We start from the raw sequence: 23154 nt of genomic DNA on the forward strand, positions 1-23154 counted from the left end.
CGCCATGCGCACCCCCCACCTCCGCCGAGTCGGCCTCGCCGCCGCCTCCCTCGGGCTCGTCGCCGCCCTGGCCGCCTGCTCGTCGGGCGCCGCACCCGAGAGCGACGGCACCACCACCCCCGCCGCCGACGCGTCATCCGGCCCGGCCGGCAGCCGCGTCGCCGTCTCGTACGAGGGCGGCATCCTCGTGCTCGACGGCACGACCCTCGAGACGGTCGCCGACATGGACTCCGAGGAGTTCACCCGGCTGAACCCGGCGGGCGACGGCCGCCACGTGATGGTCACGATGAGCGAGGGCTTCCAGCTGCTCGACACCGCGGCCGGCACGTCGGAGGAGCCGGAGCTCACCGACACCGTCTTCGCGGCCGACACCCCGGGCCACGTCGTGCGGCATGGCGGCAAGACGATCCTCTACGCCGACGGCACGAGCGACACCACCGTCTTCGACACCGCCGACCTGGCCACCGCCGACGGTCTGCCCGAGACGGAGACCATCGAGGGCGTCGAGGCGCACCACGGCGTCTCGGTCGTGCTCGAGGACGGCACGTTCCTCACCACGGTCGGGAACGCCGACGGCCGGAACGGCATCGAGGTCCGCGACGCGGCCGGCGAGGTCGTCGCGCAGAGCGACGAGTGCCCGGGCGTGCACGGCGAGGGCACCGCGGCCGACGAGGCCGTCGTCTTCGGCTGCGAGGACGGCGCGATCGTCTACCACGACGGCGAGATCACCAAGCTCGACGCACCCGACCAGCCCTACGGCCGCATGGGCAACGCGTACGTGAGCGAGACCAGCCCGATCATCGTCGGCGACTACAAGAACGACCCCGACGCCGAGGGCTACCTGCTGAACGCTGTGACCCTGATCGACACCGAGGCGAAGACCCTCGAGGTCGTCGACCTGCCCGAGGGCGTCGAGTACACCTTCCGTGACGTCGCCCGCGGCCCGGACGACCTCGCGTACATCATCGGCTCCGACGGCGCCGTGCACGTGCTCGACCCCGAGACCGGCGAGCTGACCGCCTCGTACCCCGTCATCGACGCCTGGGAGAGCCCCGTCGAGTGGCAGGACGCCCACCCGGCGATCGTCGTGGGCGCCGACGGCGTCGGCTACGTCACCGAGCCGGCCAAGAACAGCATCCACGCGGTCGACCTGACCACGGGCGAGGTCGTCGCCACGAGCGAGCTCGACGTCACCCCGAACGAGATCGCGACCGCGGTCGGCGAGTAGCCGAGGGCAGGAGGCGCGGTGCCGGTCGGCACCGCGCCTCCTCGTCCGTCGCGGAGCCACCCCCAGCCGGGTCGGCCGGCGCTCAGTCGGCCTTGACGACCGCGAGTTCGTTCCAGTGGGTGGTGGCGCGGGGCGAGACCATGTCGCGCTTCATCGTCCAGCCGCGGCGATGGCGGAGCCCGGCCACGCCGAGGCCGAGCGTCTCTTCGCCGAACCGGCCGGCGATCCGGTCGAGCACGGCCCCGTAGGCGGGCGGGGTCTCGGCGGCCTCGCCGAAGACGTCGAGACTGGCGTGCTCGTCGCGCGGCGTGAGCTCCATCAGGGTGACGCCGGCGCGGACGTACCTCTTGCCGGGCTCGAGCTGCGGCCCGAGCGCGGCGATGGCGGCGCGGTAGAGCGTCGTGGCGTCGTCGGTCGGCTCGGGGAACGCGGCCGAGACGACGTGGTTCGTGTGGGCCGACCCCTCGGCGAACGGGGAGGTCGCGGCGAAGCAGCGCATCATGCGGGTCAGCGAGCCCTGCTTCCGCAGGCGGGCGGCGGCGCGCTGCGTGTAGACCGACATGACCTCTTCGAGCTCGGCGACGGTCGTGATGGGCACGGCGAACGACCGCGAGTGGTGGATCTGGTCGCGTTCGGGCTGCACCTGGTCGATCGGCAGGCAGTCGACGCCGCGGAGCTCCTCGACGACCCGGGCCTGGACGACCCCGAACCGCTTGCGGATGCGGGCGACGTCGGCGTCGCGGAGATCGGCGGCGGTGTGGATGCCGAGCGGGATCAGCTTCTTGGCCGTCCGTCGGCCGATGCCCCACACCTCGCCGGCGTCGACGCTCGCCAGGATGGCGGTCTGCTGCTCGGGGCCGTAGCTGCCGAGGTGGCACACTCCCGCGAGGGCGGGGTTCTGCTTGGAGCCCCGATTGGCGAGCTTGGCGAGGGTCTTGGTCGGAGCGATGCCGATGCTGACGGGCAGCCCGATCAGCTTGCGGATCATGCGCCGGATCTCGCGCGCCTGCGCGATGGTGTCGTCGAGCGTGCCGGTCAGCTCGATGAAGGACTCGTCGATCGAGTAGACCTCCTGGCTGCTGGTGTACCGGCTGAGGATCTCGGCCGAGCGGGCCGACATGTCGCCGTAGAGCTCGTAGTTGCTCGACACGGCGACCACGCCCTGCATCGCCGCGATCGGGGCGATCGTGTGCCACGGCGCCGCCATGTCGACGTTCAGCGCCTTCGCCTCCTGCGACCGGGCGATGACGCAGCCGTCGTTGTTCGAGAGCACGACGACGGGCCGGCCCTCGAGGGCGGGGTCGAACACGCGCTCGCACGAGACGTAGAAGTTGTTGGCGTCGACGATCGCGATGCTGCGCCGCGAAGCCGTCGACGGGGAGCGCGGCTCAGACACGGTGCAGGCACCTCGTGGCGACGCCCCAGATGGTCGCCTCGTCGTGCTCGGACAGCACGATCTCGGGGTAGGCGGGGTTCTCGGGGCTCAGCACCATGCGGCCCGACCGGTACGACAGCCGCTTGACGGTCAGCTCGGTGTTGACGACGGCGACCACCACGTCGCCCTCGTGCGCGTCGAGCCCGCGATCGACGATGAGCTCGTCGCCGTCGAAGATGCCCGCGCCGATCATGCTCTCGCCGCTGACCCGCACGATGAACGTCGCCGTCGGGTCGCGCATCAGGTGGCGGTTGAGGTCGACGGGGCCGGTGTAGTAGCCCTGCGCCGGCGACGGGAAGCCCGCGGGGACGGCCTCGGGCGCCAGGCGGGCGAGGAGCCCCTCGGGTCGCTCGTCGCCCCCGACGGGTCCGATGATCGCGGCGCTCACCGGGCGCCCCCGACGGCACCCCGCGCCGCGGCGGGGTCGGCGACGATCGTCGGGGAGCTCATGGGGTGAAGCCTACGGAGCACCCCCGACATCGGGGGAGGGGCCGAGGAGGCGCGCCCGCGGTCGCGAGGACCGCCTCCTCGGCCGGTCACGGCGTCAGCCGCGGGCCAGCTGCGGGTACAGGGCCTCGAGGGGGGCCGAGAGACCCGCCCGCACCTGCCGCGAGGTCTCGTCGGCGAGGACCTCGTGCTCGCCGGCCTCGGTCGCGTCGAAGACGTCGGAGACGAGGTCGACGGGCGAGGTCTTCGCGTCGGTCACGCCGGCGGCCATCGCGGTGTCCACGTAGCCGACGTGCACGCCGACCACCTGGACGCCGGCGGGCTGCAGCTCGAGGCGCAGCGAGTTCGTCGCCGACCACAGAGCGGCCTTGGTCGCCGAGTAGATGCCCGCCACGGCGAACCACGACAGGGCCGAGTGGATGTCGATGATCGCCGTGCCGCCGCCCTGCGCGGAGAGCAGCGGGGCGTAGGCGCGGGCGAGGAACAGCGGCCCGAAGAAGTTCGTCTCGACGTTGGCGCGGATCTCGTCGTCGGTGTGGCTGAGGATCCCGGGGGTGGGCGTGTTGGCGCCGGCGTTGTTGATGAGGATGGTGACGTCGGGGGCGGCCTCGACCACGGCCGCGATGGAGGCGGCGTCGGTCACGTCGAGGGCGAGGGGCACGACGCGGTCGTCGCTCCATTCGCGCGGGGTGCGGGCGGTCGCGTAGACCTTCGCGGCACCGCGGGCGAGGGCGGCCTCGACGAACGCGGTGCCGATGCCCCCGTTCGCTCCGGTGACGAGGACGACGGAGCCTTCGATGCTGGTCATGGGTGTTCCTTCCGAGAGGGTGAGAAGATGTGATGCTCGAATACGAGCCGCCAGATATCTGACTCATGTCATAATTGAGTTCAGTCAGAATCTATTCCTGGAGCATGCCATGTCGTCGACATCCCCCGAGCCCGGGCGGCGCGAACGCAACAAGCAGGCGAAGCTCGAGCGCATCACCCGGGCGGCCTCCGACCTGTTCTCCCGCCACGGCGTCGACGAGGTCACGACCCAGCAGATCGCCGAGGCGGCCGACGTCGGCGCCGGCACGCTGTTCCTCTACGCCAGGACGAAGGGCGAGCTGCTGCTGCTCGCGCAGAACGCGAACTACGCGCGTTCCCTCGACGAGGGGATCCGCGCCTCCCAGAGCGCCGCGACGGCCGTCGAGGCCATCGTCGCCGTGCTGACTCCGATCGTGCACTGCAACCGCGAACAGGTCGAGAACGGCCGCACGTACCTCCGCGAGATGGCGTTCGGCGACGCGACCGAGCCGCATCACGCCGAGGCCCTCGCCATCGTGGCTCGCACCGAGGAGGCGGTGGCCGGCATCATCACGCGCCTCACGTCGCGCAGTCCGGCCGACGCCGCCTCGCTCGCCCAGGTGATCTCGGCGGTCGTCATGCTCGCGATGTCGTCGGCGGTCGACGAGGCGGTCTCCGACGACGAGATCGTCGAGGCGATCCGCGCGCGCCTGAGGGTCATCCTCCCCGACTGAGGCGGGGCTCGGCCATCCATGCGCACCGCGACCTCGAGGGAGGGACTCAGGTACCGGATGCCGAGGCAGTCACTTCGACTTCATTAGGACAGGGCCGCCAGAGACCCATCCCGAAGCCAGCACGAGAAGGTAGCCGTCTCGGACCACTCGTCCTCAAGGGGCCAGTAGGCGTACCACTCCACGCCTTCCGGCGCTTCGGCCTCGCACAGCACCCTGCCCCGATCCTCGATCGCAGCGATGCCCGGGTTCCCCGCTGGGAACTCGTCCGAGGCCTTGATGGAGGAGACGAACCGCCATTCGTACTCGCCGGTGCAGTCGGCCACTTCGGTTCGGCGCCCCTGAGAGTCGAACGGGTCCTGACCGCCTGGAGTGGTCGCGCACAGCTGATACTCACGAGGGTCGGCCTTCATCTGCGCGGCCATGTCCGCGATGCTCGCCGGCAGGAGGGGATACGCAGCAGTCGACTTCTGCGCGGCGAAGTTCATCCCTGCTGGCAGCCTCATGATGTCGCATCGCAGCCAGCGGTCGCCATCGGCCCAGGCCGTTGGCGCAGGGATGTGAGGTTGCAGCGTGAATGTCGCGTACAAGGAGTCGTCGTCGATCTGCAAGGCATCGCTCAAGGCGAGGCCTCAGGTCGATTGGATGAAGTCGCGCGTCGTCTGTGTGACGTCGTCCATGGTCGTCTCGGGGGTGAACGACTCCATCGTGCCCTGCGGAATGTCCGCGACCTTCACGGTGATGATCTCGTGATCGGTGGCGCAGTCGACCGGTTCCGCTCCCGACCAGGCGAGTGGCAGTTTCGTGCCCGCACGTTCATCGATCGCCTCGTCCTCGAGAGTCCAGCAGTGACCTTCCTCGGGTGTCGGGTCTGCGGCCATTGAAGGTGCTGCTTCGCTGGGCGGCGACGTTTCATCGGCGGCCGAGCAGGCGGACAATCCCATGGTCGCGATGATCGCCAGGCTGACGAGCGTTTTTCTTCTCCGCATGAACCCCCCAAAGGTCGATGCCAGATTATTCAGCGACCCGTGACGAGCGCGACTCGCGGATCACCCCCTTTCGGGTCGGGCGTCGCCCGGCTCGAGCGTCACCCACTCCTCGTCGCGCACGTAGCCCAGCAGGGCGTTCGCCCGGAGGATGCCGGTGTTGTCGGCGGAGCCGCCGGTGCGGAACCGCTCGACGCCGTCGTCGACGAGGGTCAGCACCGAGAGCGCCTTCACGGCGACGCCCAGACCCCGGCGCCGTCGGTCGCGTGCGACCACCGTGAAATCGGTCTCGGCCGCGGCCCCGTCGACGTCGACGACGGTGAGCGCGAGCAGCTCGCCGCCCGCCGAGAGCACCCCGAACATGCGCCGTGAGGCCGACGGCGTCGCCCCATCGCGATCGACGGGCCGTTGCCGCGTCGCCACGCTGCCCGGGTAGTCGCGGGCCGTCGCGGCGTCGAGGGCCAGGACGGCGTCGACGTCGTCGGCGGTGAGCTCGCGCGCGACGCCCGCCCGTCCGACGGAGCCGGCCAGCGCCTCCTGCAGCCTCGCCCGGTCGATGCGGTCGGCGTCGAGCTCCGCGCCGAACGACCGGGCCGTCACGCGCCAGCCCTCCGCCTCGAGCGCCGCGCGGCGCGGGTCGTCGGCGGGCATCACGGCGCTGTCTCGCATGCCCTCCATCATGCCGTGGCGTGTGGAGTCCGTGAGGATCCCCGAGCCCGGCGTGAGGAACCCGTAAAGGCCGCCGGCCGAGGCGCCGAGGGGGCGTCTACTGACTCGCTGTGCCCGTGACGGGCACCCGGGCCTCAGGGCCCGCCGATCATCCTCTTGGAGTCGTAGTGCTCGACATCGTGTACGTGCTCGCCGTCATCGCTGTGTTCGCAGTGGTCACCCTCGTGGCGAAGGGGGTCGAGAAGCTGTGATCGTCTTCAGCATCGGCGCGGCGGTCCTCGCCGTGGCCGCCCTCGCCTACCTCGTGTACGCCCTCGTGAAGCCCGAGAGGTTCTAGTGGACGCTCTCTCCGGCATCCTCCAGATCCTCACCGTCGTGGTGGTCCTGGTCGTTGTGCACCGCCCCCTGGGCGACCACATGGCCCGCATCTTCACCACGGCGAAGGACGCCCGGCTCGAGCGCGGCTTCTACCGCCTCATCGGGGTCGACTCCGCCTCCGAGCAGACCTGGCCCGCGTATCTGCGCGGTGTGCTCGCGTTCTCGCTCGTCGGCGTGCTGTTCGTCTACGCCCTGCAGCGGCTCCAGGCGGTCCTGCCGTACTCGCTCGGCTTCCCGGCCGTGCCCGAGGGGCTGTCGTTCAACACGGCGGCCTCGTTCGTGGCCAACACGAACTGGCAGTCGTACTCGCCCGACATCACGATGGGCTATGCGGTGCAGGTGCTCGGACTCGTCGTGCAGAACTTCGTGTCGGCGGCCGTCGGGATCGCCGTCGCGGTCGCGCTGATCCGCGGGCTCGCCCGGGTCCGCAGCGGCACCCTCGGCAACTTCTGGGTGGACCTGACGAGGGCCGTCACGCGCCTCCTGCTGCCCCTCGCCGTCCTCTCGGCGTTCGTGCTCCTCGCCGGCGGCGTCGTCCAGAACCTCGCGGGCTTCACCGACGTGACGACCCTCACGGGGGGCGCCGCGACGATCCCCGGCGGGCCGGTCGCCTCGCAGGAGGCCATCAAGCTGCTCGGCACCAACGGTGGCGGCTTCTTCAACGCCAACAGCGCCCACCCGTTCGAGAACCCCACCCCGTGGACGAACGTCCTCCAGGTGCTGCTGATGCTCGTCATCCCGTTCTCGCTGCCGCGGACCTTCGGCCGCATGGTCGGCTCGACCCGTCAGGGCGTCGCCATCGCCGCGGTCATGGCGACGATCTTCGCCGTGTCGCTGTCGGCGATGACCTGGTTCGAGCTGCGCGGCGCGGGCACCGCGACGCAGCTGGCCGGAGGCGCGATGGAGGGGAAGGAGGCGCGGTTCGGCATCTGGGGGTCGACCCTGTTCGGCACGACCTCGACGATCACGTCGACCGGCGCCGTCAACTCGATGCACGACTCGTACACGGCCCTCGGCGGCATGATGGCGATGCTGAACATGATGCTCGGCGAGATCGCCCCCGGCGGTGTGGGCAGCGGGCTCTACGGCCTGCTCGTGCTCGCCGTGATCACCGTGTTCATCGCGGGGCTGCTCGTCGGGCGGACGCCCGAGTACCTCGGCAAGAGGATCGGGCCGCGCGAGATCAAGCTCGCGAGCCTGTACATCCTCGTCACGCCGACGATCGTGCTGGCGTTCACGGCGCTGAGCTTCGCGATCCCCGCGGTGCGGGCCGACGTCGAGGGCACCAGCATCTGGAACCCGGGGCTGCACGGCTTCAGCGAGGTGCTCTACGCCTTCACCTCGGCGGCGAACAACAACGGCTCCGCCTTCGCCGGGCTGACCGCGAGCACGCCCTGGTTCACCACGACCCTCGGCGTCGCGATGCTGCTCGGCCGGTTCGTGCCGATCGTGCTCGTGCTCGCGCTCGCCGGCTCGTTCGCCGCACAGGACAGGGTGCCCGCCACGGCCGGCACGCTGCCCACCCACCGCCCGCAGTTCGTGGGCCTCCTGACCGGCGTCTCGGTGATCATCACCGCGCTGACCTACTTCCCCGTCCTCGCACTCGGGCCGCTCGCCGAAGGGCTGCAGTAACCATGACCACCACCGACACACCTGCCACCGACGCGTCACACGACGCCGACGACGCCACCCGCGCCGACTCCGGCACCGGCACCCCGCCGAAGCGCGGCGGCGCCTTCGGGGCCGCCCAGCTCGTCGCCGCCCTCCCGGGGGCCCTCCGCAAGCTCGACCCGCGCGAGATGTGGCACAACCCCGTCATGTTCATCGTCGAGGTCGGCGCCGCCTACACGACGATCCTCGCCGTGGCCGGGCTCTTCACGGGCCCGGAGACCTCGGGCGGATCGCCCGTGCCCGGCTCGTTCACGGCCGCCATCGCCGTCTGGCTGTGGTTGACCGTCGTCTTCGCCAACCTCGCCGAGTCCGTCGCCGAGGGGCGCGGCAAGGCGCAGGCCGAGACCCTGCGGGCCACCCGCACGAGCACCACGGCCCGGCGCGTCACGGCGTACGACGCGGTGTCCGACGGCGGAGCCGAGCGCGCCTCCTCGGAGTCCGTCTCGTCCGCCGATCTCACCCTCGGCGACGTCGTCGTCGTGACCGCCGGCGAGGTCGTGCCCGGCGACGGCGACATCGTCTGGGGCATCGCCAGCGTCGACGAGTCGGCCATCACCGGCGAGTCCGCGCCGGTCATCCGCGAGTCGGGCGGCGACCGCAGCGCCGTCACCGGTGGCACGCGCGTGCTGTCCGACCGCGTGGTCGTGCGGATCACGAGCAAGCCGGGCGAGACCTTCGTCGACCGGATGATCCGTCTCGTCGAAGGGGCCTCGCGGCAGAAGACGCCGAACGAGATCGCGCTGAACATCCTGCTCGCGAGCCTCTCGATCGTCTTCGTCGTCGTCACGCTGACCCTGAACCCGATCGCCGCCTACAGCGACGCGTCGGTGAGCATCCCCGTGCTCATCGCCCTGCTGGTGTGCCTCATCCCCACGACGATCGGCGCCCTGCTGAGCGCCATCGGCATCGCCGGCATGGACCGCCTCGTGCAGCGCAACGTGCTGGCCATGTCGGGTCGCGCCGTCGAGGCCGCCGGCGACGTCACCACGCTGCTGCTCGACAAGACCGGCACGATCACGTACGGCAACCGCCAGGCCGCCGAGTTCACGCCGCTCGACGGCATCGCACCGGCCGAGCTCGTCGACGCCGCAGCGCGGTCCTCCCTCGCCGACCCGACGCCCGAGGGCAAGTCCATCGTCGACCTGGCCCTGACGACGGGCTGGCACGACGCCGAGGATCGGCGAGGGGAGATCGTGCCCTTCACCGCGCAGACCAGGATGTCCGGGCTCGACCTGCCCGACGGCACCCGGATCCGCAAGGGCGCCGGCAACTCGATCATCTCGTGGGTCGAGGAGGATCGCCGCCTCTCGTCGAGCGAGCGCGACGAGCTCCAGACCCGCATCGACGAGATCTCGAACGCCGGCGGCACGCCCCTGGTGGTCGCCATGAAGACGACCGCAGCCGATGCCCGCGTGCTCGGCGTCGTCCACCTGAAGGACGTCGTCAAGACCGGGCTGCGCGAGCGCTTCGCCGAGCTGCGCACGATGGGCATCCGCACCGTGATGATCACGGGCGACAACCCGCTCACCGCGAAGGCCATCGCGGCCGAGGCCGGCGTCGATGACTACCTCGCCGAGGCCACGCCCGAAGACAAGCTCGCGCTCATCCGCCGCGAGCAGCAGGGCGGGGCGCTCGTCGCCATGACGGGCGACGGCACCAACGACGCCCCCGCGCTCGCGCAGGCCGATGTGGGCGTGGCGATGAACACGGGCACCTCGGCCGCGAAGGAGGCCGGCAACATGGTCGACCTCGACAGCGACCCCACGAAGCTGATCGACATCGTCCGCATCGGCAAGCAGCTGCTCATCACCCGAGGCGCCCTCACGACGTTCTCGATCGCGAACGACGTCGCGAAGTACTTCGCGATCATCCCGGCCATGTTCGCCGGGGTGTTCCCGGGGCTCGGGGTGCTGAACGTGATGCAGCTGAGCTCGCCCGCGTCGGCGATCCTGTCGGCGATCGTCTTCAACGCGCTGGTCATCGTCGCGCTCATCCCGCTCGCCCTGCGCGGAGTCCGGTACCGGGCGGCGTCCGCGTCGGCGATCCTGTCGCGCAACCTGCTCGTCTACGGAGTGGGCGGCGTCGTCGCCCCGTTCGTCGGCATCAAGCTCATCGACCTCGTCGTCAGCCTCCTCCCCGGCTTCTGAGCCGGCCAGCCGAGCCCGCGACCCCCACGCAACGAGAGAGACCATGAACACACGCACCCTGTTCCGCCAGCACGGCGTCGCCCTCCGGGCCATGCTCGTCTTCACCCTGCTGCTCGGCGTCGTCTACACGGCGGTCGTCACGGGCATCGGCCAGGTCGCCCTGAGCGGTCGGGCCGACGGCTCGGCCGTCCGTCTCGACGGAGAGACCGTCGGGTCGTCGCTCATCGGGCAGTCGTTCACCGACGCCGACGGGGTCGCTCTGCCCGAGTGGTTCCAGTCGCGGCCCTCCGCGGCCGGCGACGGCTACGACGCCTCGGCCTCGAGCGGCAGCAACCTCGGGCCCGAGAGCGACGACCTCGTGACCGCGGTCGAGGAGCGCCGGGCCGCGATCGCCGAGAGCGACGGGGTCGACCCCGCGAGCATCCCGGTCGACGCCCTGACCGCGTCCGGCTCGGGCCTCGATCCGCACATCAGCCCCGCCTACGCCCGTCTGCAGATCGCCCGGGTCGCGGCCGCGCGCGACCTGCCCGCCGACGAGGTGTCGGCCCTCGTCGAGAGTCACGTCCAGGGCCGCGACCTCGGCTACCTCGGGGAGCCCACGGTGAACGTGCTCGAGCTGAACGTGGCGCTCGCGGCGACGGCGGGCTGACCCGCGGGCGGGGCGGTCGGGGCACCGGGGTCGCGGGCGGTCGGGGCATCCCGGCCGCCCGCGGCGTCGTCTGCCTCGAACAGGGCATAGACGCGGCACCCCGCAGCGCGACAGAATCGGGGGAGGCCCGACGGTCTCACCGCCCCGCCGCCCCGCGGGAAGAAGCCGCGCGCGACGACCGCGCCCCCGCACCCTGAGCAAAGAGCACCCATGCACGACGATCTGCCCGCGACCCCGGCCAACACCCCGGAGTCCGTCGCACGACTGGCCGACACCCTCCACCAGCTCGACGAGGCCCACCGCCGGTACCGCGTGTACACCGCCAGGGTCGTCGACGTGAGCCCCATGGAGCTGTCCGCGCTGACCGCCATCAACGACACGCCCGGCATCACGCCGGGGGCGCTCGCGAAGGACATCGTCCTCAGCTCGGGGGCCACCACCGCCGTCATCGACCGCCTCGAGCGCTCGGGGCACATCTTCCGCGAGAAGCACCCCGGCGACCGTCGCAGCCTGCACCTCCGCCTCACCGAGAAGGGCGACGACACGATGTCGATGCTGAACGAGGCGTACCGCTACGTGCTCTCGACCTCGGGCACCGACGATGCCATCACCGCCGTGCTCCCGCAGCTCGACCGCGTGACCGACGCCCTGAACGGCGCCGCCCGGGAGGCCGCCGGCCCCGAGTGACACGCCGTCGGCCGCCGAACCGTCCCCAGTGTCCGCCAGCCGTCTTTAATGGGGCGATGTCGGAGAGCCGTGAAGCGCAACTCGTCCATTCGTTCGTCAGCCTGGCCGATTCGCTCGTCAACGAGTACGACGTGATCGACACGCTGCAGACCCTCGTCGACCAGTGCGCGACCCTCTTCGACGCGACCGACTGCAACATCGTCCTCGGCGCCGACGACGCGCACCTCGAGGTCGCGGCCGCCACCAGCGAGGAGTGCCGCGGCATCGGGCGGCTGCAGCTGGAGGCCGAGCAGGGCCCCTGCATCGAGGCCGTCACGCGACGCGTCGTCGTGTCCGTCGTCGACCCGGCCGAGATGGTCGACCGCTGGCCGGTCTTCGCCGAGGCGTCCGTGGACGCCGGCTACCGTTCGGCCCACGCGATCCCCATGCGTCTGCGCGAGCAGACCATCGGGTCGCTCAACCTGTTCCGCGACCACGACGGCGCGCTGAACGACGCCGACGCGACGGCGGCCCAGGCGCTCGCCGACGTCGCGACGATCAGCATCATCCGCGAGAGGGTCATCCGCGACGGCGACGAGGTGCGCGAGCAGCTGCAGCGGGCCCTCGACAGCCGGGTGGTCATCGAGCAGGCCAAGGGCTTCCTCGCGCACCGGCACGAGCTCGACACCGACAGCGCCTACCGCCTCCTCCGCGCCCACGCCCGCTCGGCGCAGGCCCCGCTCTCGTCGATCGCCGAGGGCGTCGTCCAGGGCACGGTGGTCATCCCGGCCCGGTGACGCCGAGGAGGCGCGGTGCCGGTCGCAGCCCCACCGCGCCTCCTCCTTCTCCGCGCCTCCTCCCCTTCTCGTGCACCACGCGCGCCCGATCGTGTCGGCGGCGGCGTCTACCATCGCTCCATGTCCGATCCCGCCTCGACGCACCACGTCGACCCGGCGGGCGGCCCAGCGGTCGTGACCGTGTACCGGCCGTCCGACCCGGTCGACGTGCGGGCGACCCTGCGGCCGCTCTCGCGGGGCGCCGGCGACCCCGCCTACCGCGTGATCGGCGGCGTCGTGTGGCGGGCGATCCGCACGCCGTCGGGGGCCGCGACCCTGCGCCTCGAGGCGGTCGCCGACGGCGTGCACGCCCGCGCGTGGGGCCCCGGCGCCGAGTGGGTCATCGAGTCCGTGCCCGAGATGCTCGGCCGAGGCGACGACTGGTCGGGGCTCGACGTCTCCGGCAGCGCCCTGCTGCGCGACGCCCGGCACCGCCTGCCGGGGCTCCGGCTGACCCGGGTCAACCAGGTGGTGCAGGTGCTCGTGCCGGCGGTGCTCGAGCAGAAGGTGACGAGCCGGGAGGCGTGGCGGGCCTGGCGCGATCTCGTCCGCCGACACGGCGAGCCCGCGCCGGGGCCGGCCCCCGAGGGGCTGGTCGTGCCGCCCGACGCCGCGGGCTGGCGCCGCATCCCGAGCTGGGACTGGCACCGCGCCGGGGTCGGTCCCCAGCGGTCCGACACGGTCATGCGGGTCTGCGCCGTGGCGTCGTCGCTCGAGCGGACGCTGTCGCTCGGGCGCGGGGGCCCCGGGGTCGAGCGGCGCCTGCGGTCGATCCCCGGCATCGGCGTGTGGACGGCCGCCGAGACGATGCAGCGTTCGCACGGCGACGCCGACAGCCCGAGCGTCGGCGACTACCACCTCCCCGCGCTCGTGGGCTGGGCCCTGATCGGGAGGCCGGTCGACGACGACGGCATGCTCGAGCTGCTCGAGCCGTGGCGGGGTCACCGCGAGCGGGTGATGCGCCTCATCTCGGCGAGCGGCTTCTCGAAGCCGAAGTTCGGCCCGCGGATGACCATCCAGGACCACCGCTTCCACTGACGCCTCCGGTCCTCCCCGGGCGCGCCTCCTCGGGGGTCGGCGCAGGTCGCGGCGATCGGTGGGTCGCCGGGCCGGTGGACCGGTAGGCCGGCGGTCGGGCGGTCGGGCGGTCAGGCGGTCGGATCGGGGCCCGGGCGCGCGGGGCCGTCGGGCGAGGCGTCCGCTCCGATCGCGCCGAGGACGCGATCGGCGAAGGCCTGCAGAGTCTGCGCGTCGTCGCCGAGCGAGGTCACGAAGTACTCGTGGATGGCCGCGGTGTGACCACGGGTCGCCGTCAGCATCGCGCGTCGGCCGTCGGCCGTCAGCTCGACCCAGGTGCCGCGGCCGTCCGTCGGGCACTCCGAGCGGCGCACGAGCCCGCGCCTCTCCATGCGGGTGACCTGATGGCTGACGCGGCTCTTCTCCCAGCCGATGTGGTCGGCGATGTCCCGGACCCGGAGGCGCCGGTCGGCGCTGCGACCCAGCCCCACCAGGATCTCGTACTCGGCCGCCGACACGCCCGACTGCGTGTGCAGGCGCAGCTCGAGCGCGCGATCGAGCCGTCGTCGCATGTTGTAGAAGGCGTCCCAGACGGCCCACTCGTCGTCGGTCAGTTCGTGGGACATTCGCCCAGTGTAGAGACGGTGGTGCGGCATATCCTCGGGCCATGCCCGATGTGAACGCCGCCGACCTCACACAGCAGACCGCCGAGACCGCCCGGCGATGGCAGCAGGCCGCGAGCGGCGCACCGGTCGACGCGACGGCCGCCCGGCTGGCCCGGGTGACGCGCGATCCCGAGGGTCTCGACTTCACGGCGGCGTTCATCGACGGCGTCGTCCTCGTCGACGACCCGGCCGTCGCGGCCCGCCGACTCGACGGCCTCAGCCGCTCGATGCCCGACTCGCTCCCGTGGCCTCTGCGCGCCGCCGTCTCGACCGGCGGCGGCTTCGGCCCGCTGGCGCCCCGCGCCGTGATCCCCGTCGCCCGGCGGGCGTTCCGTCGCCTGGTCGAGCACCTCGTCGTCGACGAGACGCCCGAGCGGCTCGCGGCGCAGCTGCCGGCGCTCGCCGTCGACGGATCGTGGCCGAACCTCGCCCCGCTGGGCGAACCCGTCGTCGGACCGGCGGGCGCCGACCGACGGCTCGCCCGGGTGCGCGCGCTCGTCGCCCGTGGCGACGTGCGGCACGTCTCGTTCTCGCTGCGCGACGTCGGCGGCCCGTTCGGCCCCTGGGGCCTCGACGAGACCGCGGCGGCGCTCGTCGAGCGGCTGACCCCGCTCTACGAGCTCGCGCGGAGCGGCGAGACGCCGACCCTGCTCGATCTCGACATGGGGAGGCGCGGCGAACTCGACCTGACCGTCGACGTCTTCACGCGCCTCCTCGATCAGCCCTCGCTGCGGGGTCTGCACGCCGGCATCGCGCTGCAGGCCTATCTGCCCGACGCCCTCGCGACCCTCGAGCTGCTCACCGACTGGGCGCGGCAGCGGGTGGCCGAGGGCGGCGCGCCGATCCGCGTCCGGCTGGTGAAGGGCGGCAACCTCGGCGCCGAGGCCGTCGAGGCGGCACGTCACGGGCGGGCCGCACCCACCCTCCCGTCGAAGGCGGCGACCGACGCCTCGTACCGACGCCTGCTCGATCACGCCCTGCGGCCCGAGAACGCCGCCGTGGCGCACGTCGGCGTCGCCACGCACGACCTGACCGACCTCGCGCACGCCTGGACTCTCGCGCGCCACCGCGACGTCGCCGGGTCGGTCGTGTTCGAGATGATGCACGGACTCGCCCCGGCTCAGACCCGCGTCGTCGCGGCCGAGGTCGGGGGCATGGCCGTCTACACGCCGACGGCGCCGCCCGCCGAGTCCGACGCGGCGGTCGGCGCTCTCATCCGGGGCCTGATCGGCGGGGGTCCGAGCGCCGGGGGCGGTGCGGGTGCGGGTGCCGGTGCCGGTGCGGGGAGTGACGACCTCGCCGACGCGGCCGACGCCGCCGACGCCATCGACGCCGACGGGGCCGACGACGCGACATCGGGCGACGCATCCACGCGGCCCGCGCCTCCCTACGGTGACCTCGTCTCCGCGCCCGACTCGGATCCCGCCCTCGACGCGGTCCGTGCCTGGGCCCGGCGGATCCTCGTGGCCGCCCGCACCTCCGAGCTCGGTCTCGAGCAGATCGAGGGGGCCCGCGTGCGGGACCACGGGCGCCTCGAGGAGATCGTGGCGCGCACGGTCGAGGCCGGGGTCGCCTGGGGGCGTCGCGAGCATGCTCTCCGCGCCGAGCTCCTCGATCGGGTGGCGGCGAAGATCGACTCGCATCGGGCCCGCCTGATCGAGGTGTTGGTCAGCGAGACCGGCGCGACCATGACCGAGGCCGACCTCGACGTCGCCGCGGCCGTCGACGCCGCCCGCTGGCATGCGGTGCTCGCCCGCGGACTGGGTGACGTCCGCGGTGCCCGCTACGCGCCTCCTCGGCTCACCGTCGTCGTGCCGACCGCCGACTCGGCCGTCTCGACCCTGATCGGCTCCGTCTCGGCTGCGCTCGCCGCCGGCAGCGGCGTCGTCGTCCGCCCGGCGTCGGAGGCCTGCCGCACCGCGTCGGTCGTCTCGGACCTGCTGCGTTCGGCCGGGGTGCCGACGTCGCTCGTGTCGACGGCGATCGTCGACGACCTCGAGCTCGCCCACGATCTGCTCATGCACCCGGCCGTCGACCGCGTCGTGCAGCACGGATCGTTCGACGACGCGGCCCGGATCCGCTCCTTCCGCGGCGATCGCGAGATGTGGGCCGAGACCGCCGGGCTGAACTCCGTCGCCGTGGCCGAGAGCGCCGACCTCGACCGCGCGGCCGTCGACGTCGTCGCGGGGGCGGTGGCTCACGCCGGTCAGGCGCCGTGGGTCGCTCGCCTCGTCGTGGTGGTCGGGTCGCCGATCCGGGTCGACGCCTTCCGTCGTCGGCTCGTCGACGCCGTCGCCGCTCTCCGCGTCGGCTGGCCGGACGTCGTGACGACCGACGTCGGGCCGCTGATCGACCCCGCCGAGGGGCCGCTGCTCGCCGCCCTGACCCGGCTCGACTCCGGTGAGAGCTGGCTGGTCGAGCCCGAGCGGCTCGACGACGACGGCCTGCTCTGGCGGCCCGGTGTGCGCGACGGCGTGCGACCGGGCGGAACGTTCTTCGCGCCCACCCGCGGCGGGCCCGTCATCGGCCTGATGCGCGTCGACACCCTCGGCGAGGCCATCGAGGTGCAGAACTCGCTCGACCGTTCGATCACCGCGGGCCTGCATTCGCTCGACGCGGGCGAGGTCGAACGCTGGCTCGACGAGGTGGAGGCGGGTTCGCTCGTGGTCAACCGCCCCGTCGCGGCCCCTCGCGCCGGGCGGTCGCCGGCGGCTGGTCGACGCCGTGCCTCGATCGGGCGGACGACGGCCTCAGGAGGCGCGCACACCGTCACCGCGCAGGGCGCCTGGTCGCGCGTGGCCCGGTCGCCCGAGAAGTCGCTCGCCCTCGACGGCGTCTCCGAACCGGTCGTCCGGCTGATCGAGGCCGCGCGAGCGAACCTCTCGTTCGACGAGTTCGACCGGGTCCGCGCCGCGGCTCGAAGCGACGAGAGGGCGTGGAGCGACCTGTTCGGGGCGTCGCGCGAGATCGGGGGCGTCCCGGTCGAGCGCACGCTCGTACGGCACCGACCCGCGTCGGTCGTGCTGCGTCTGGCGTCGGGCGGCGACCCCGTCGACCTCGTGCGGCTGATCGCGGCGGCCACCCGCGCCCGTGCCCGCGTCGACGTCAGCACCGCCTCGCCCCTGCCCGCCTCGCTCCGGCTGCTGATCACCTCGCCGCGGTCGCCGGTCCAGGTCGGCTCGGTGGTCGTCGAGAGCGACGAGGCCTTCTTCGACCGGGCCGCCGTCGGGGGGCTCCAGAACGCCGACGACGAGCGCGACCTCGTCGTCGACCTCGGCATCGCGCCGTCGGGTGCGCCCCGGCGGGTCGCCGACTACCGCGGGCTGCGCATCCGGCTGATCGGTCAGGGGCGGACGGCCCTGTCGTCGGCCTTCGGCAACAGCGCCGACGTCGCCGTGTGGACGGGCGAGGTGACCGACGAGGGGCGCGTCGAGCTGCTGCCGTTCGTGCACGAGCAGACGGTCACGGTCGCCGCCCACCGCGACGGGCGCCCCGACGCCTCGCTGCGCCGACTGGTCGGAGGCCTGCGCTAGCTCGGAGGTGAGGTGAGGTGCGGTGCGGCTCGGAGGCCTGCGCGAGCTCGGCGGCCTGCGCCGGCTCGGAGGCGCGCGGCTCCAAGGTCTCCGCTGACTCCGAGGTGCGGATGCCGGGGCGCGGCGAGCCGTGCCCGTGCTCTCGCCCGTTCGCGGTTGCCCGTGCCCGTTCTGGTTCCCCTGCGCACCGAGCCGCTCAGGCCGGGTGTCGGCTGATCAGCTTCGACAGGACGATGGCGCTGCGGGTGTGGTCGACGTTGGGTGCGTTGCGGACGCGCTCGAGCGCCTCCTCGAGCGAGGGGATGTCGCGGCTGCGCATGTGGACGATCGCGTCGGCGCTGCCCGTGACCGTTCCGGCGTCGACGACCTCGGGCACGGTGCTGAGGATGCGCTGCAGCTCCTGCGGCGACACGGTGCCGCGGCAGAAGAGCTCGACGTAGGCCTCGGTGCCGAGCCCGTCGACCGCGGGGTCGACCTGCACGGTGAACCCCTTGATGACCCCGTCGGCGACGAGCCGGTCGACCCGGCGCTTCACGGCCGAGGCGCTGAGGCCGACGGACGCCCCGATGTCGCCGTACCCGGCGCGGGCGTTCTGGCGGAGCAGGTCGATGATGCCGAAATCGAGATTGTCCACCCGAAGACCCTACTCGTTGCGTGCACAGTGCTCACAACGCATGTTCGTTGCGTGGCAGCCCGATCACCTGCGCGCACGGCGTGTGACACTGGCATCCGTGAGCATCACGAGCGACTCCGTGGACACCGCCGGAGACCCCCAGAACCCGATCACCCGTCGAGCCACCCCGCGCACGGTGCTGATGTGCCGACCCGACCACTTCACCGTGAGCTACAAGATCAACCCGTGGATGGACCCGGCCGAGCCCACCGACACGGCCAAGGCGGTCGCCCAGTGGCAGGTGCTGTACGACACGTACGTCGGGCTCGGCCACGACGTGCACCTGATCGACCCGATCGACGGCCTGCCCGACATGGTCTACGCGGCGAACGGCGGCTTCGTCGTCGACGGCAAGGCCTACGGCGCCCTCTTCACCTACCCCGAGCGCCAGCCCGAGGGCCCCGCGTACATGGACTGGTTCCGCGACGCGGGCTTCGAGGTCGCCGTCCCGAGCGAGATCAACGAGGGCGAGGGCGACCTCCTCCTCGTGGGCGACGTCGTGCTCGCCGGCACCGGGTTCCGCACCTCGACCCGCTCGCACGACGAGGTCGCCCGGGTGTTCGGCCGCGAGGTCGTCGGGCTCACGCTGGTGGACCCCGCCTTCTATCACCTGGACACCGCCGTGGCCGTGCTCGACCCCGAGCCGGTCGAGGGCCGCCAGAACATCGCCTACCTCGAGAGCGCCTTCGACGCGCCCTCGCTCGAGATCCTCCGCGAGAGGTTCCCCGACGCGATCCTGGTCGACGAGCAGGATGCCGCGATCCTCGGGCTCAACTCGTACAGCGACGGCTACAACGTCGTCATCGCCGCCCGGGCCACCGGCTTCGAGCGCCAGCTGCGCGAACGCGGCTACAACCCGATCGGCGTCGACCTCTCCGAGCTGCTGCTGGGCGGCGGCGGGGTCAAGTGCTGCACCCTCGATCTGCGACGCTGACGGTCGACCCGACCCGCGCCTCCTCGGCGGTCCGTGCTCAGCCGCGGCCGTCGGGGCGCACGAACAGGTAGACCACGCTGCGGCCCGTGCGGTGCTCCTGCGCGAGGTCGTAGCCGAAGCCGCCGAGGGTCCGCAGATCGGAGTCGTCGACGGCGTCGACCTGCAGCCGGGTGATCCAGAGACGGTCGACGTCGCTGAGGCGCTCCTGAAGCTCGTCGCGCTGGGTCTCGTCGTCGAGGCTCAGCGTGACGTCGGTGAACCGGCCCTCGGACGCGCCCGAGCGCACGAACGCGACGTCCTCCAGCCCGTCGAAGCGGTCCGGGTAGGCGTAGAGCGCCTGGCGGGGCCTGGTCGAGACGGTGCCCGACGCGTCGAGCACGAAGGCGTCGCCGGGCCGCGCCTGCTGCTCGATGTAGCTCGCGATCTGACGCAGATCGGCCGCGCCTCCCTTGCCCGTCGGCTGCCGCTGCAGCACCCAGGTCGGGGCCGACGCGACGACCAGCAGCGCGATCAACGCGATGCTGATCCAGCGACGGCGGAACCCGGTGATGGCGACGCTCAGCAGCAGGCACATGCCGGGGGCGGCGAACACGGCGAGGCGCGCCTGGTAGATCGGCTCGAGCGCGATGCCGGCCAGCAGCAGCACGCCGATGGGCATGACGACCCAGAGCGCGCCGAGCAGCACGACGCTGCCGGGGGTCCTGGCCCGGTCGCGCAGGCGCGTGCCGAGCAGGATCAGCAGCACGAGCCCGATGACGACGTAGGCGATCGACGTCGCGAACCACGGCTCGACGAGCACGGTCCACCAGGTGATGTCGGCGCCGGTCGAGGGGTCGTCGGCCCCGAGCAGCCGGCTGCGCTCGCCGAGCACGGTGCCGATGAACGGTGCGGTCGCGAGCAGCGCGGCCCCGGTCGACACCGACCAGCCGAGGAGGCGGTGGCGGGCTCCCCGACGACGGCGCTGAGCCGGGGCCAACGCGAGGAACACCCCGTGCACGACGACCATCAGCGCCAGCGGCACGAAGGTCGCGACGGCGGCGGCGAGCCCTGCCCCGTAGGCCGCCCACCACCACCAGCTGTGCCGGCGAGACGCGACGAGCACCAGCACGGTGATCCACACGGCGAGGGCCGCGGTGAGCGCGTACGGCCGAGCCTCGATCGCCTCGAGGGTCAGGCGGGGCAGCACGGCGTAGATGACGGCGGCGAGCACCGCCGTCGTGCGGTTCGTCAGCATGCGCACCAGGACGAGCACGCCCGCGGCTCCGAGACCGGTGACGAGGACCCCGGGGAGGCGCGTGGCGAACTCGCTCTCGCCCACGACGCCGATCCAGGCGTGCATGAACAGGTAGTAGACGCTGTGCACCGCGTCGCGCTGACCGAGGAACGCGCTCAGATCGGGCAGCGGCATGCGCGCCGCGAGCAGGGTGGTGGCCTCGTCGCTCCAGTACGAGGGGATCCAGCTGCCGGTGACCGTGACGACGACCGCGAGGAGTCCGGCGAGCAGCGGGTCGAGCCAGCGGTGGCGCGGATGCGCGACGCCCGGGTCGTGGCCGATGCTCACGCGACCCCTGGCTTAAAGAAGACAGGCCCCGCCGGGGCGGGGCCTTGGGTGGCTGGACACGGCATCGATCCGTGGACCTTTCGATTTTCAGTCGAACGCTCTACCAACTGAGCTACCCAGCCGTGGGGCCTCGGTGGAGACTGCGCCCCGACCTGCCGGCCCACCGGAGGGACGTGCCCTCCAGGCGAGAAACTCGCCTTCGCGACCCTGACCGGACTTGAACCGGCGACCTCCGCCGTGACAGGGCGGCGCGCTAACCAACTGCGCTACAGGGCCAAACAATTGCTACTTATACTAACCGGACTCTGGATCGTTGCCGAACCAGTGACCCCAACGGGATTCGAACCCGTGCTGCCGCCGTGAAAGGGCGGTGTCCTAGGCCACTAAACGATGGGGCCGTGTGTTCCGAAGAGCACAGAGCAACCGAGAGACGAGCATACGGAACCGCCGGGCTTAATGCAAAACGAGATGCCCGCACGGCGGGCTCGACACGAGTCGCCACGCCACTCCGGCGCGGTTCCCGCCGTCGGGCCCCGCCGCCGTTAGTTTCGACCTGCGCTTGAAGGTCCGACGGGCCGACGTCGGCGCCGCCCAGCATCCCGAGTGAATCGAACACGCATGACTCTCCTCCGCCTCCTCGGTCTCCCCGGCGCCTCGAGCACCTCGGCCCCGGCCGGTCGTCGCGGCCGACTGACCGCCGTCGCCGTCGCGCTCGCCCTGGTCGTCGGCGTGGGGGTCGCCGGCGGACCGGTCGACTCGGCGCAGGCGGCGAGCTACCCGTCGTGGTCCGACGTCGAGAAGGCGCGGGGTGACGAGGCGGCCAAGAAGGCCGAGATCGCGCGGCTCGAGAAGCTGCTCGACACGATCGAGGCCGACCTCGACCGCAAGAACGCCGACGCGAAGAAGAAGGGCGATCTGCTGCAGAAGGCGCAGAGCGCCTTCGACGAGGCGCAGTACCGGACCCAGCAGCTGCGCGGGCAGGCCGACGCGGCCGCCACCGTCGCCGCCGCGAGCGAGAAGCGCGCGGGTCAGCTCGCCGCCCAGCTCGGCCGATCGGGCGGCAACGGCAACGACATGACCGGCACCCTGATCGCCGACCCGGGCGACGCGGGCGAGCTGCTCTACAAGCTCGGCGCGATGACCAAGCTCACCGAGCAGGCCGACGGCATCTACTCGCAGGCCACGCAGGACCGCAACACGGCGCAGGGGCTGACCGACCAGGCCGAGGTCGCCGAGGAGGCGCTGGGCGCGTTGGCCGACGAGGCCGAGGCCGCGCTCGACGCCGCCAACGCGGCCGTGAAGGCCGCCGCCGACTCGCTCGCCGAGCAGCAGGAGAACGGCGCGCGCCTCCAGGCGCAGCTGACCTCGCTCAAGACGAACACGAAGACGACCGAGAAGCAGTTCCTGAAGGGCGAGGCCGAGCGCAAGAAGAAGGAGGCCGAGGCCGCCGCCCGCGCCGCCCGACTCGGCAGCCCGACCTCGGGCACCCCGGTGGGCGTCACGTCGAGCTTCGGCTGGACGCGCCCCTCGGGCGGGAACGTCGTGAGCGGCTTCGGCATGCGCGTGAACCCCGTCACCGGCGCGTACATCCTGCACGCGGGCACCGACCTGGCCGCCGCCTGCAACACCCCGATCTTCGCCGCGACGGCCGGGACCGTCGTCTACGCCGGCTGGTACGGCGGCTACGGCAACTACGTGCTGATCGACCACGGCAACGGCATCACGACGGCCTACGGTCACCAGCCCGACGGCGGCATCATCGTGGGGGTCGGCCAGCGGGTCGCCCTCGGCCAGCAGATCGGCCACGTCGGCTCGACCGGCAACTCGACCGGCTGCCACCTGCACTTCGAGACCCGCATCAACGGCACCGCCGCCAACCCCGTCGCCTTCATGGCGCAGCGCGGCATCACGCTCTAGCCGCGCCTCCCCGGCCTCTCAGGAGGCGCGCGCCAGAACCGAGAGGGACCGCAGCACCGCGATCGCGTAGTCCTCCTCGGGTTCGGGATCGAAGAAGACGGCCAAGGCGCCGGTCATCTGGATCCAGATCAGGACCGCGACGACGAGGATGATCCCCGCGCAGATCGCCACCACCGTCTTGCTCTCGAACACGTCCGTCCTCCCTCGTCAGACCATGAGGGGGCC

Annotated in this window: 23 protein-coding genes and 3 tRNA genes; 13 read left to right on the forward strand and 13 right to left on the reverse strand. The window is 72.3% G+C overall.

All coding sequences use genetic code 11. From position 1 onward, the window contains the following. The first annotated feature begins 4 nt into the window (after nt 1-4). Nucleotides 5-1228, forward strand: coding sequence for a zinc metallochaperone AztD (gene aztD / locus ASF17_RS10345; RefSeq protein WP_055799232.1), 1224 nt, complete (start codon nt 5-7; stop codon nt 1226-1228). Between the two features lie 82 nt (nt 1229-1310). Here aztD and ASF17_RS10350 read toward each other — a convergent pair whose 3' ends face one another. The 3 genes from ASF17_RS10350 to ASF17_RS10360 form a co-directional block, all read right to left on the reverse strand. Beyond that, nucleotides 1311-2624 carry a Y-family DNA polymerase gene (locus ASF17_RS10350; RefSeq protein WP_055799236.1) on the reverse strand — a complete coding sequence of 438 codons (1314 nt, stop codon included), beginning with the start codon at nt 2622-2624 and terminating at the stop codon, nt 1311-1313. Next, nucleotides 2617-3051, reverse strand: coding sequence for a LexA family protein (locus ASF17_RS10355; RefSeq protein ID WP_369814523.1), 435 nt, complete (start codon nt 3049-3051; stop codon nt 2617-2619). Before ASF17_RS10355 ends, ASF17_RS10350 begins: the two co-directional genes overlap by 8 nt. A 156-nt stretch (nt 3052-3207) precedes the next feature. Further along, on the reverse strand, nt 3208-3918 hold the full coding sequence (locus ASF17_RS10360; RefSeq protein WP_055799239.1) for an SDR family oxidoreductase: 711 nt from the start codon (nt 3916-3918) through the stop codon (nt 3208-3210). A gap of 109 nt (nt 3919-4027) precedes the next feature. Here ASF17_RS10360 and ASF17_RS10365 point away from each other — a divergent pair, with 109 nt between their 5' ends. Beyond that, the gene (locus ASF17_RS10365) at nt 4028-4630 is read left to right on the forward strand and encodes a TetR/AcrR family transcriptional regulator (RefSeq protein WP_055799242.1); all 603 of its coding nucleotides are present in this window, start codon (nt 4028-4030) and stop codon (nt 4628-4630) included. Nucleotides 4631-4713: 83 nt separating this feature from the next. On the opposite strand, the gene ASF17_RS10370 is transcribed toward ASF17_RS10365, so the two are convergent. From ASF17_RS10370 to ASF17_RS10380, 3 genes are read right to left on the reverse strand one after another with little or no spacing between them, the layout of a single operon-like run. Next, complete coding sequence (locus ASF17_RS10370) at nt 4714-5250, reverse strand: septum formation family protein (protein WP_055799245.1); 537 nt, start codon at nt 5248-5250, stop codon at nt 4714-4716. A gap of 9 nt (nt 5251-5259) precedes the next feature. Beyond that, complete coding sequence (locus tag ASF17_RS10375; protein ID WP_156357389.1) at nt 5260-5616, reverse strand: hypothetical protein; 357 nt, start codon at nt 5614-5616, stop codon at nt 5260-5262. A 60-nt stretch (nt 5617-5676) separates the two neighbouring features. Continuing rightward, nucleotides 5677-6282 (reverse strand): hypothetical protein, encoded by a 606-nt coding sequence (locus tag ASF17_RS10380; RefSeq protein ID WP_055800666.1) that lies wholly within the window; start codon nt 6280-6282, stop codon nt 5677-5679. Nucleotides 6283-6398: 116 nt separating this feature from the next. Here ASF17_RS10380 and ASF17_RS16095 point away from each other — a divergent pair, with 116 nt between their 5' ends. The 8 genes from ASF17_RS16095 (at nt 6399) to ASF17_RS10410 (ending at nt 13667) form a co-directional block, all read left to right on the forward strand. Next, complete coding sequence (locus ASF17_RS16095) at nt 6399-6533, forward strand: hypothetical protein (RefSeq protein ID WP_255354962.1); 135 nt, start codon at nt 6399-6401, stop codon at nt 6531-6533. Continuing rightward, on the forward strand, nt 6530-6619 hold the full coding sequence (gene kdpF, locus ASF17_RS15575; RefSeq protein WP_071257733.1) for a K(+)-transporting ATPase subunit F: 90 nt from the start codon (nt 6530-6532) through the stop codon (nt 6617-6619). Before ASF17_RS16095 ends, kdpF begins: the two co-directional genes overlap by 4 nt. Next, nucleotides 6619-8292: a potassium-transporting ATPase subunit KdpA gene (gene kdpA, locus ASF17_RS10385; RefSeq protein WP_055799252.1), complete on the forward strand. Its 1674-nt coding sequence runs from the start codon at nt 6619-6621 to the stop codon at nt 8290-8292. The genes kdpF and kdpA overlap by 1 nt, the downstream gene beginning before the upstream one ends. Nucleotides 8293-8294: 2 nt before the next feature. Beyond that, nucleotides 8295-10478: a potassium-transporting ATPase subunit KdpB gene (gene kdpB / locus ASF17_RS10390; protein ID WP_082475267.1), complete on the forward strand. Its 2184-nt coding sequence runs from the start codon at nt 8295-8297 to the stop codon at nt 10476-10478. Between the two features lie 43 nt (nt 10479-10521). Then, a complete protein-coding gene (kdpC, locus tag ASF17_RS10395; RefSeq protein ID WP_055799256.1) occupies nt 10522-11127 on the forward strand; it encodes a potassium-transporting ATPase subunit KdpC in 606 nt (201 codons plus the stop codon). Between the two features lie 210 nt (nt 11128-11337). Beyond that, on the forward strand, nt 11338-11814 hold the full coding sequence (locus ASF17_RS10400; RefSeq protein ID WP_055799260.1) for a MarR family transcriptional regulator: 477 nt from the start codon (nt 11338-11340) through the stop codon (nt 11812-11814). A 56-nt stretch (nt 11815-11870) separates the two neighbouring features. Then, nucleotides 11871-12590, forward strand: coding sequence for an ANTAR domain-containing protein (locus tag ASF17_RS10405; protein WP_055799263.1), 720 nt, complete (start codon nt 11871-11873; stop codon nt 12588-12590). A gap of 120 nt (nt 12591-12710) precedes the next feature. Beyond that, complete coding sequence (locus ASF17_RS10410) at nt 12711-13667, forward strand: DNA-3-methyladenine glycosylase family protein (protein ID WP_055799266.1); 957 nt, start codon at nt 12711-12713, stop codon at nt 13665-13667. A gap of 110 nt (nt 13668-13777) precedes the next feature. On the opposite strand, the gene ASF17_RS10415 is transcribed toward ASF17_RS10410, so the two are convergent. Beyond that, nucleotides 13778-14272, reverse strand: a complete 495-nt coding sequence (locus tag ASF17_RS10415) for a MarR family winged helix-turn-helix transcriptional regulator (RefSeq protein ID WP_055799269.1) — start codon at nt 14270-14272, stop codon at nt 13778-13780. A 41-nt stretch (nt 14273-14313) separates the two neighbouring features. Here ASF17_RS10415 and ASF17_RS10420 point away from each other — a divergent pair, with 41 nt between their 5' ends. After that, nucleotides 14314-17844: a proline dehydrogenase family protein gene (locus ASF17_RS10420; protein WP_055799273.1), complete on the forward strand. Its 3531-nt coding sequence runs from the start codon at nt 14314-14316 to the stop codon at nt 17842-17844. A gap of 196 nt (nt 17845-18040) precedes the next feature. Here ASF17_RS10420 and ASF17_RS10425 read toward each other — a convergent pair whose 3' ends face one another. Then, complete coding sequence (locus ASF17_RS10425) at nt 18041-18478, reverse strand: Lrp/AsnC family transcriptional regulator (protein WP_055799275.1); 438 nt, start codon at nt 18476-18478, stop codon at nt 18041-18043. A gap of 97 nt (nt 18479-18575) precedes the next feature. Here ASF17_RS10425 and ddaH point away from each other — a divergent pair, with 97 nt between their 5' ends. Continuing rightward, nucleotides 18576-19451 carry a dimethylargininase gene (gene ddaH, locus ASF17_RS10430; RefSeq protein WP_369814524.1) on the forward strand — a complete coding sequence of 292 codons (876 nt, stop codon included), beginning with the start codon at nt 18576-18578 and terminating at the stop codon, nt 19449-19451. Nucleotides 19452-19488: 37 nt separating this feature from the next. Here ddaH and ASF17_RS10435 read toward each other — a convergent pair whose 3' ends face one another. The 4 genes from ASF17_RS10435 to ASF17_RS10450 form a co-directional block, all read right to left on the reverse strand. Further along, nucleotides 19489-21012, reverse strand: coding sequence for a glycosyltransferase family 39 protein (locus ASF17_RS10435; protein WP_055799279.1), 1524 nt, complete (start codon nt 21010-21012; stop codon nt 19489-19491). Nucleotides 21013-21061: 49 nt separating this feature from the next. Beyond that, nucleotides 21062-21134 (reverse strand) — tRNA-Phe (locus ASF17_RS10440). Nucleotides 21135-21214: 80 nt separating this feature from the next. Continuing rightward, a tRNA-Asp gene (locus ASF17_RS10445) sits at nt 21215-21288 on the reverse strand. Nucleotides 21289-21337: 49 nt separating this feature from the next. Next, nucleotides 21338-21410: transfer RNA gene (locus tag ASF17_RS10450), tRNA-Glu, on the reverse strand. A gap of 220 nt (nt 21411-21630) precedes the next feature. Between ASF17_RS10450 and ASF17_RS10455 the strand changes: the two genes are divergently transcribed. Then, nucleotides 21631-22929, forward strand: coding sequence for a M23 family metallopeptidase (locus tag ASF17_RS10455; RefSeq protein ID WP_055799283.1), 1299 nt, complete (start codon nt 21631-21633; stop codon nt 22927-22929). Between the two features lie 18 nt (nt 22930-22947). Here ASF17_RS10455 and ASF17_RS15580 read toward each other — a convergent pair whose 3' ends face one another. Next, nucleotides 22948-23121 (reverse strand): hypothetical protein, encoded by a 174-nt coding sequence (locus tag ASF17_RS15580; RefSeq protein ID WP_156357390.1) that lies wholly within the window; start codon nt 23119-23121, stop codon nt 22948-22950. Nucleotides 23122-23154: the final 33 nt, after the last annotated feature.

Origin of the sequence: Frigoribacterium sp. Leaf263 (genome assembly GCF_001422285.1) — a bacterium.
In the GTDB taxonomy this organism is placed as follows: Bacteria; Actinomycetota; Actinomycetes; order Actinomycetales; family Microbacteriaceae; genus Frigoribacterium.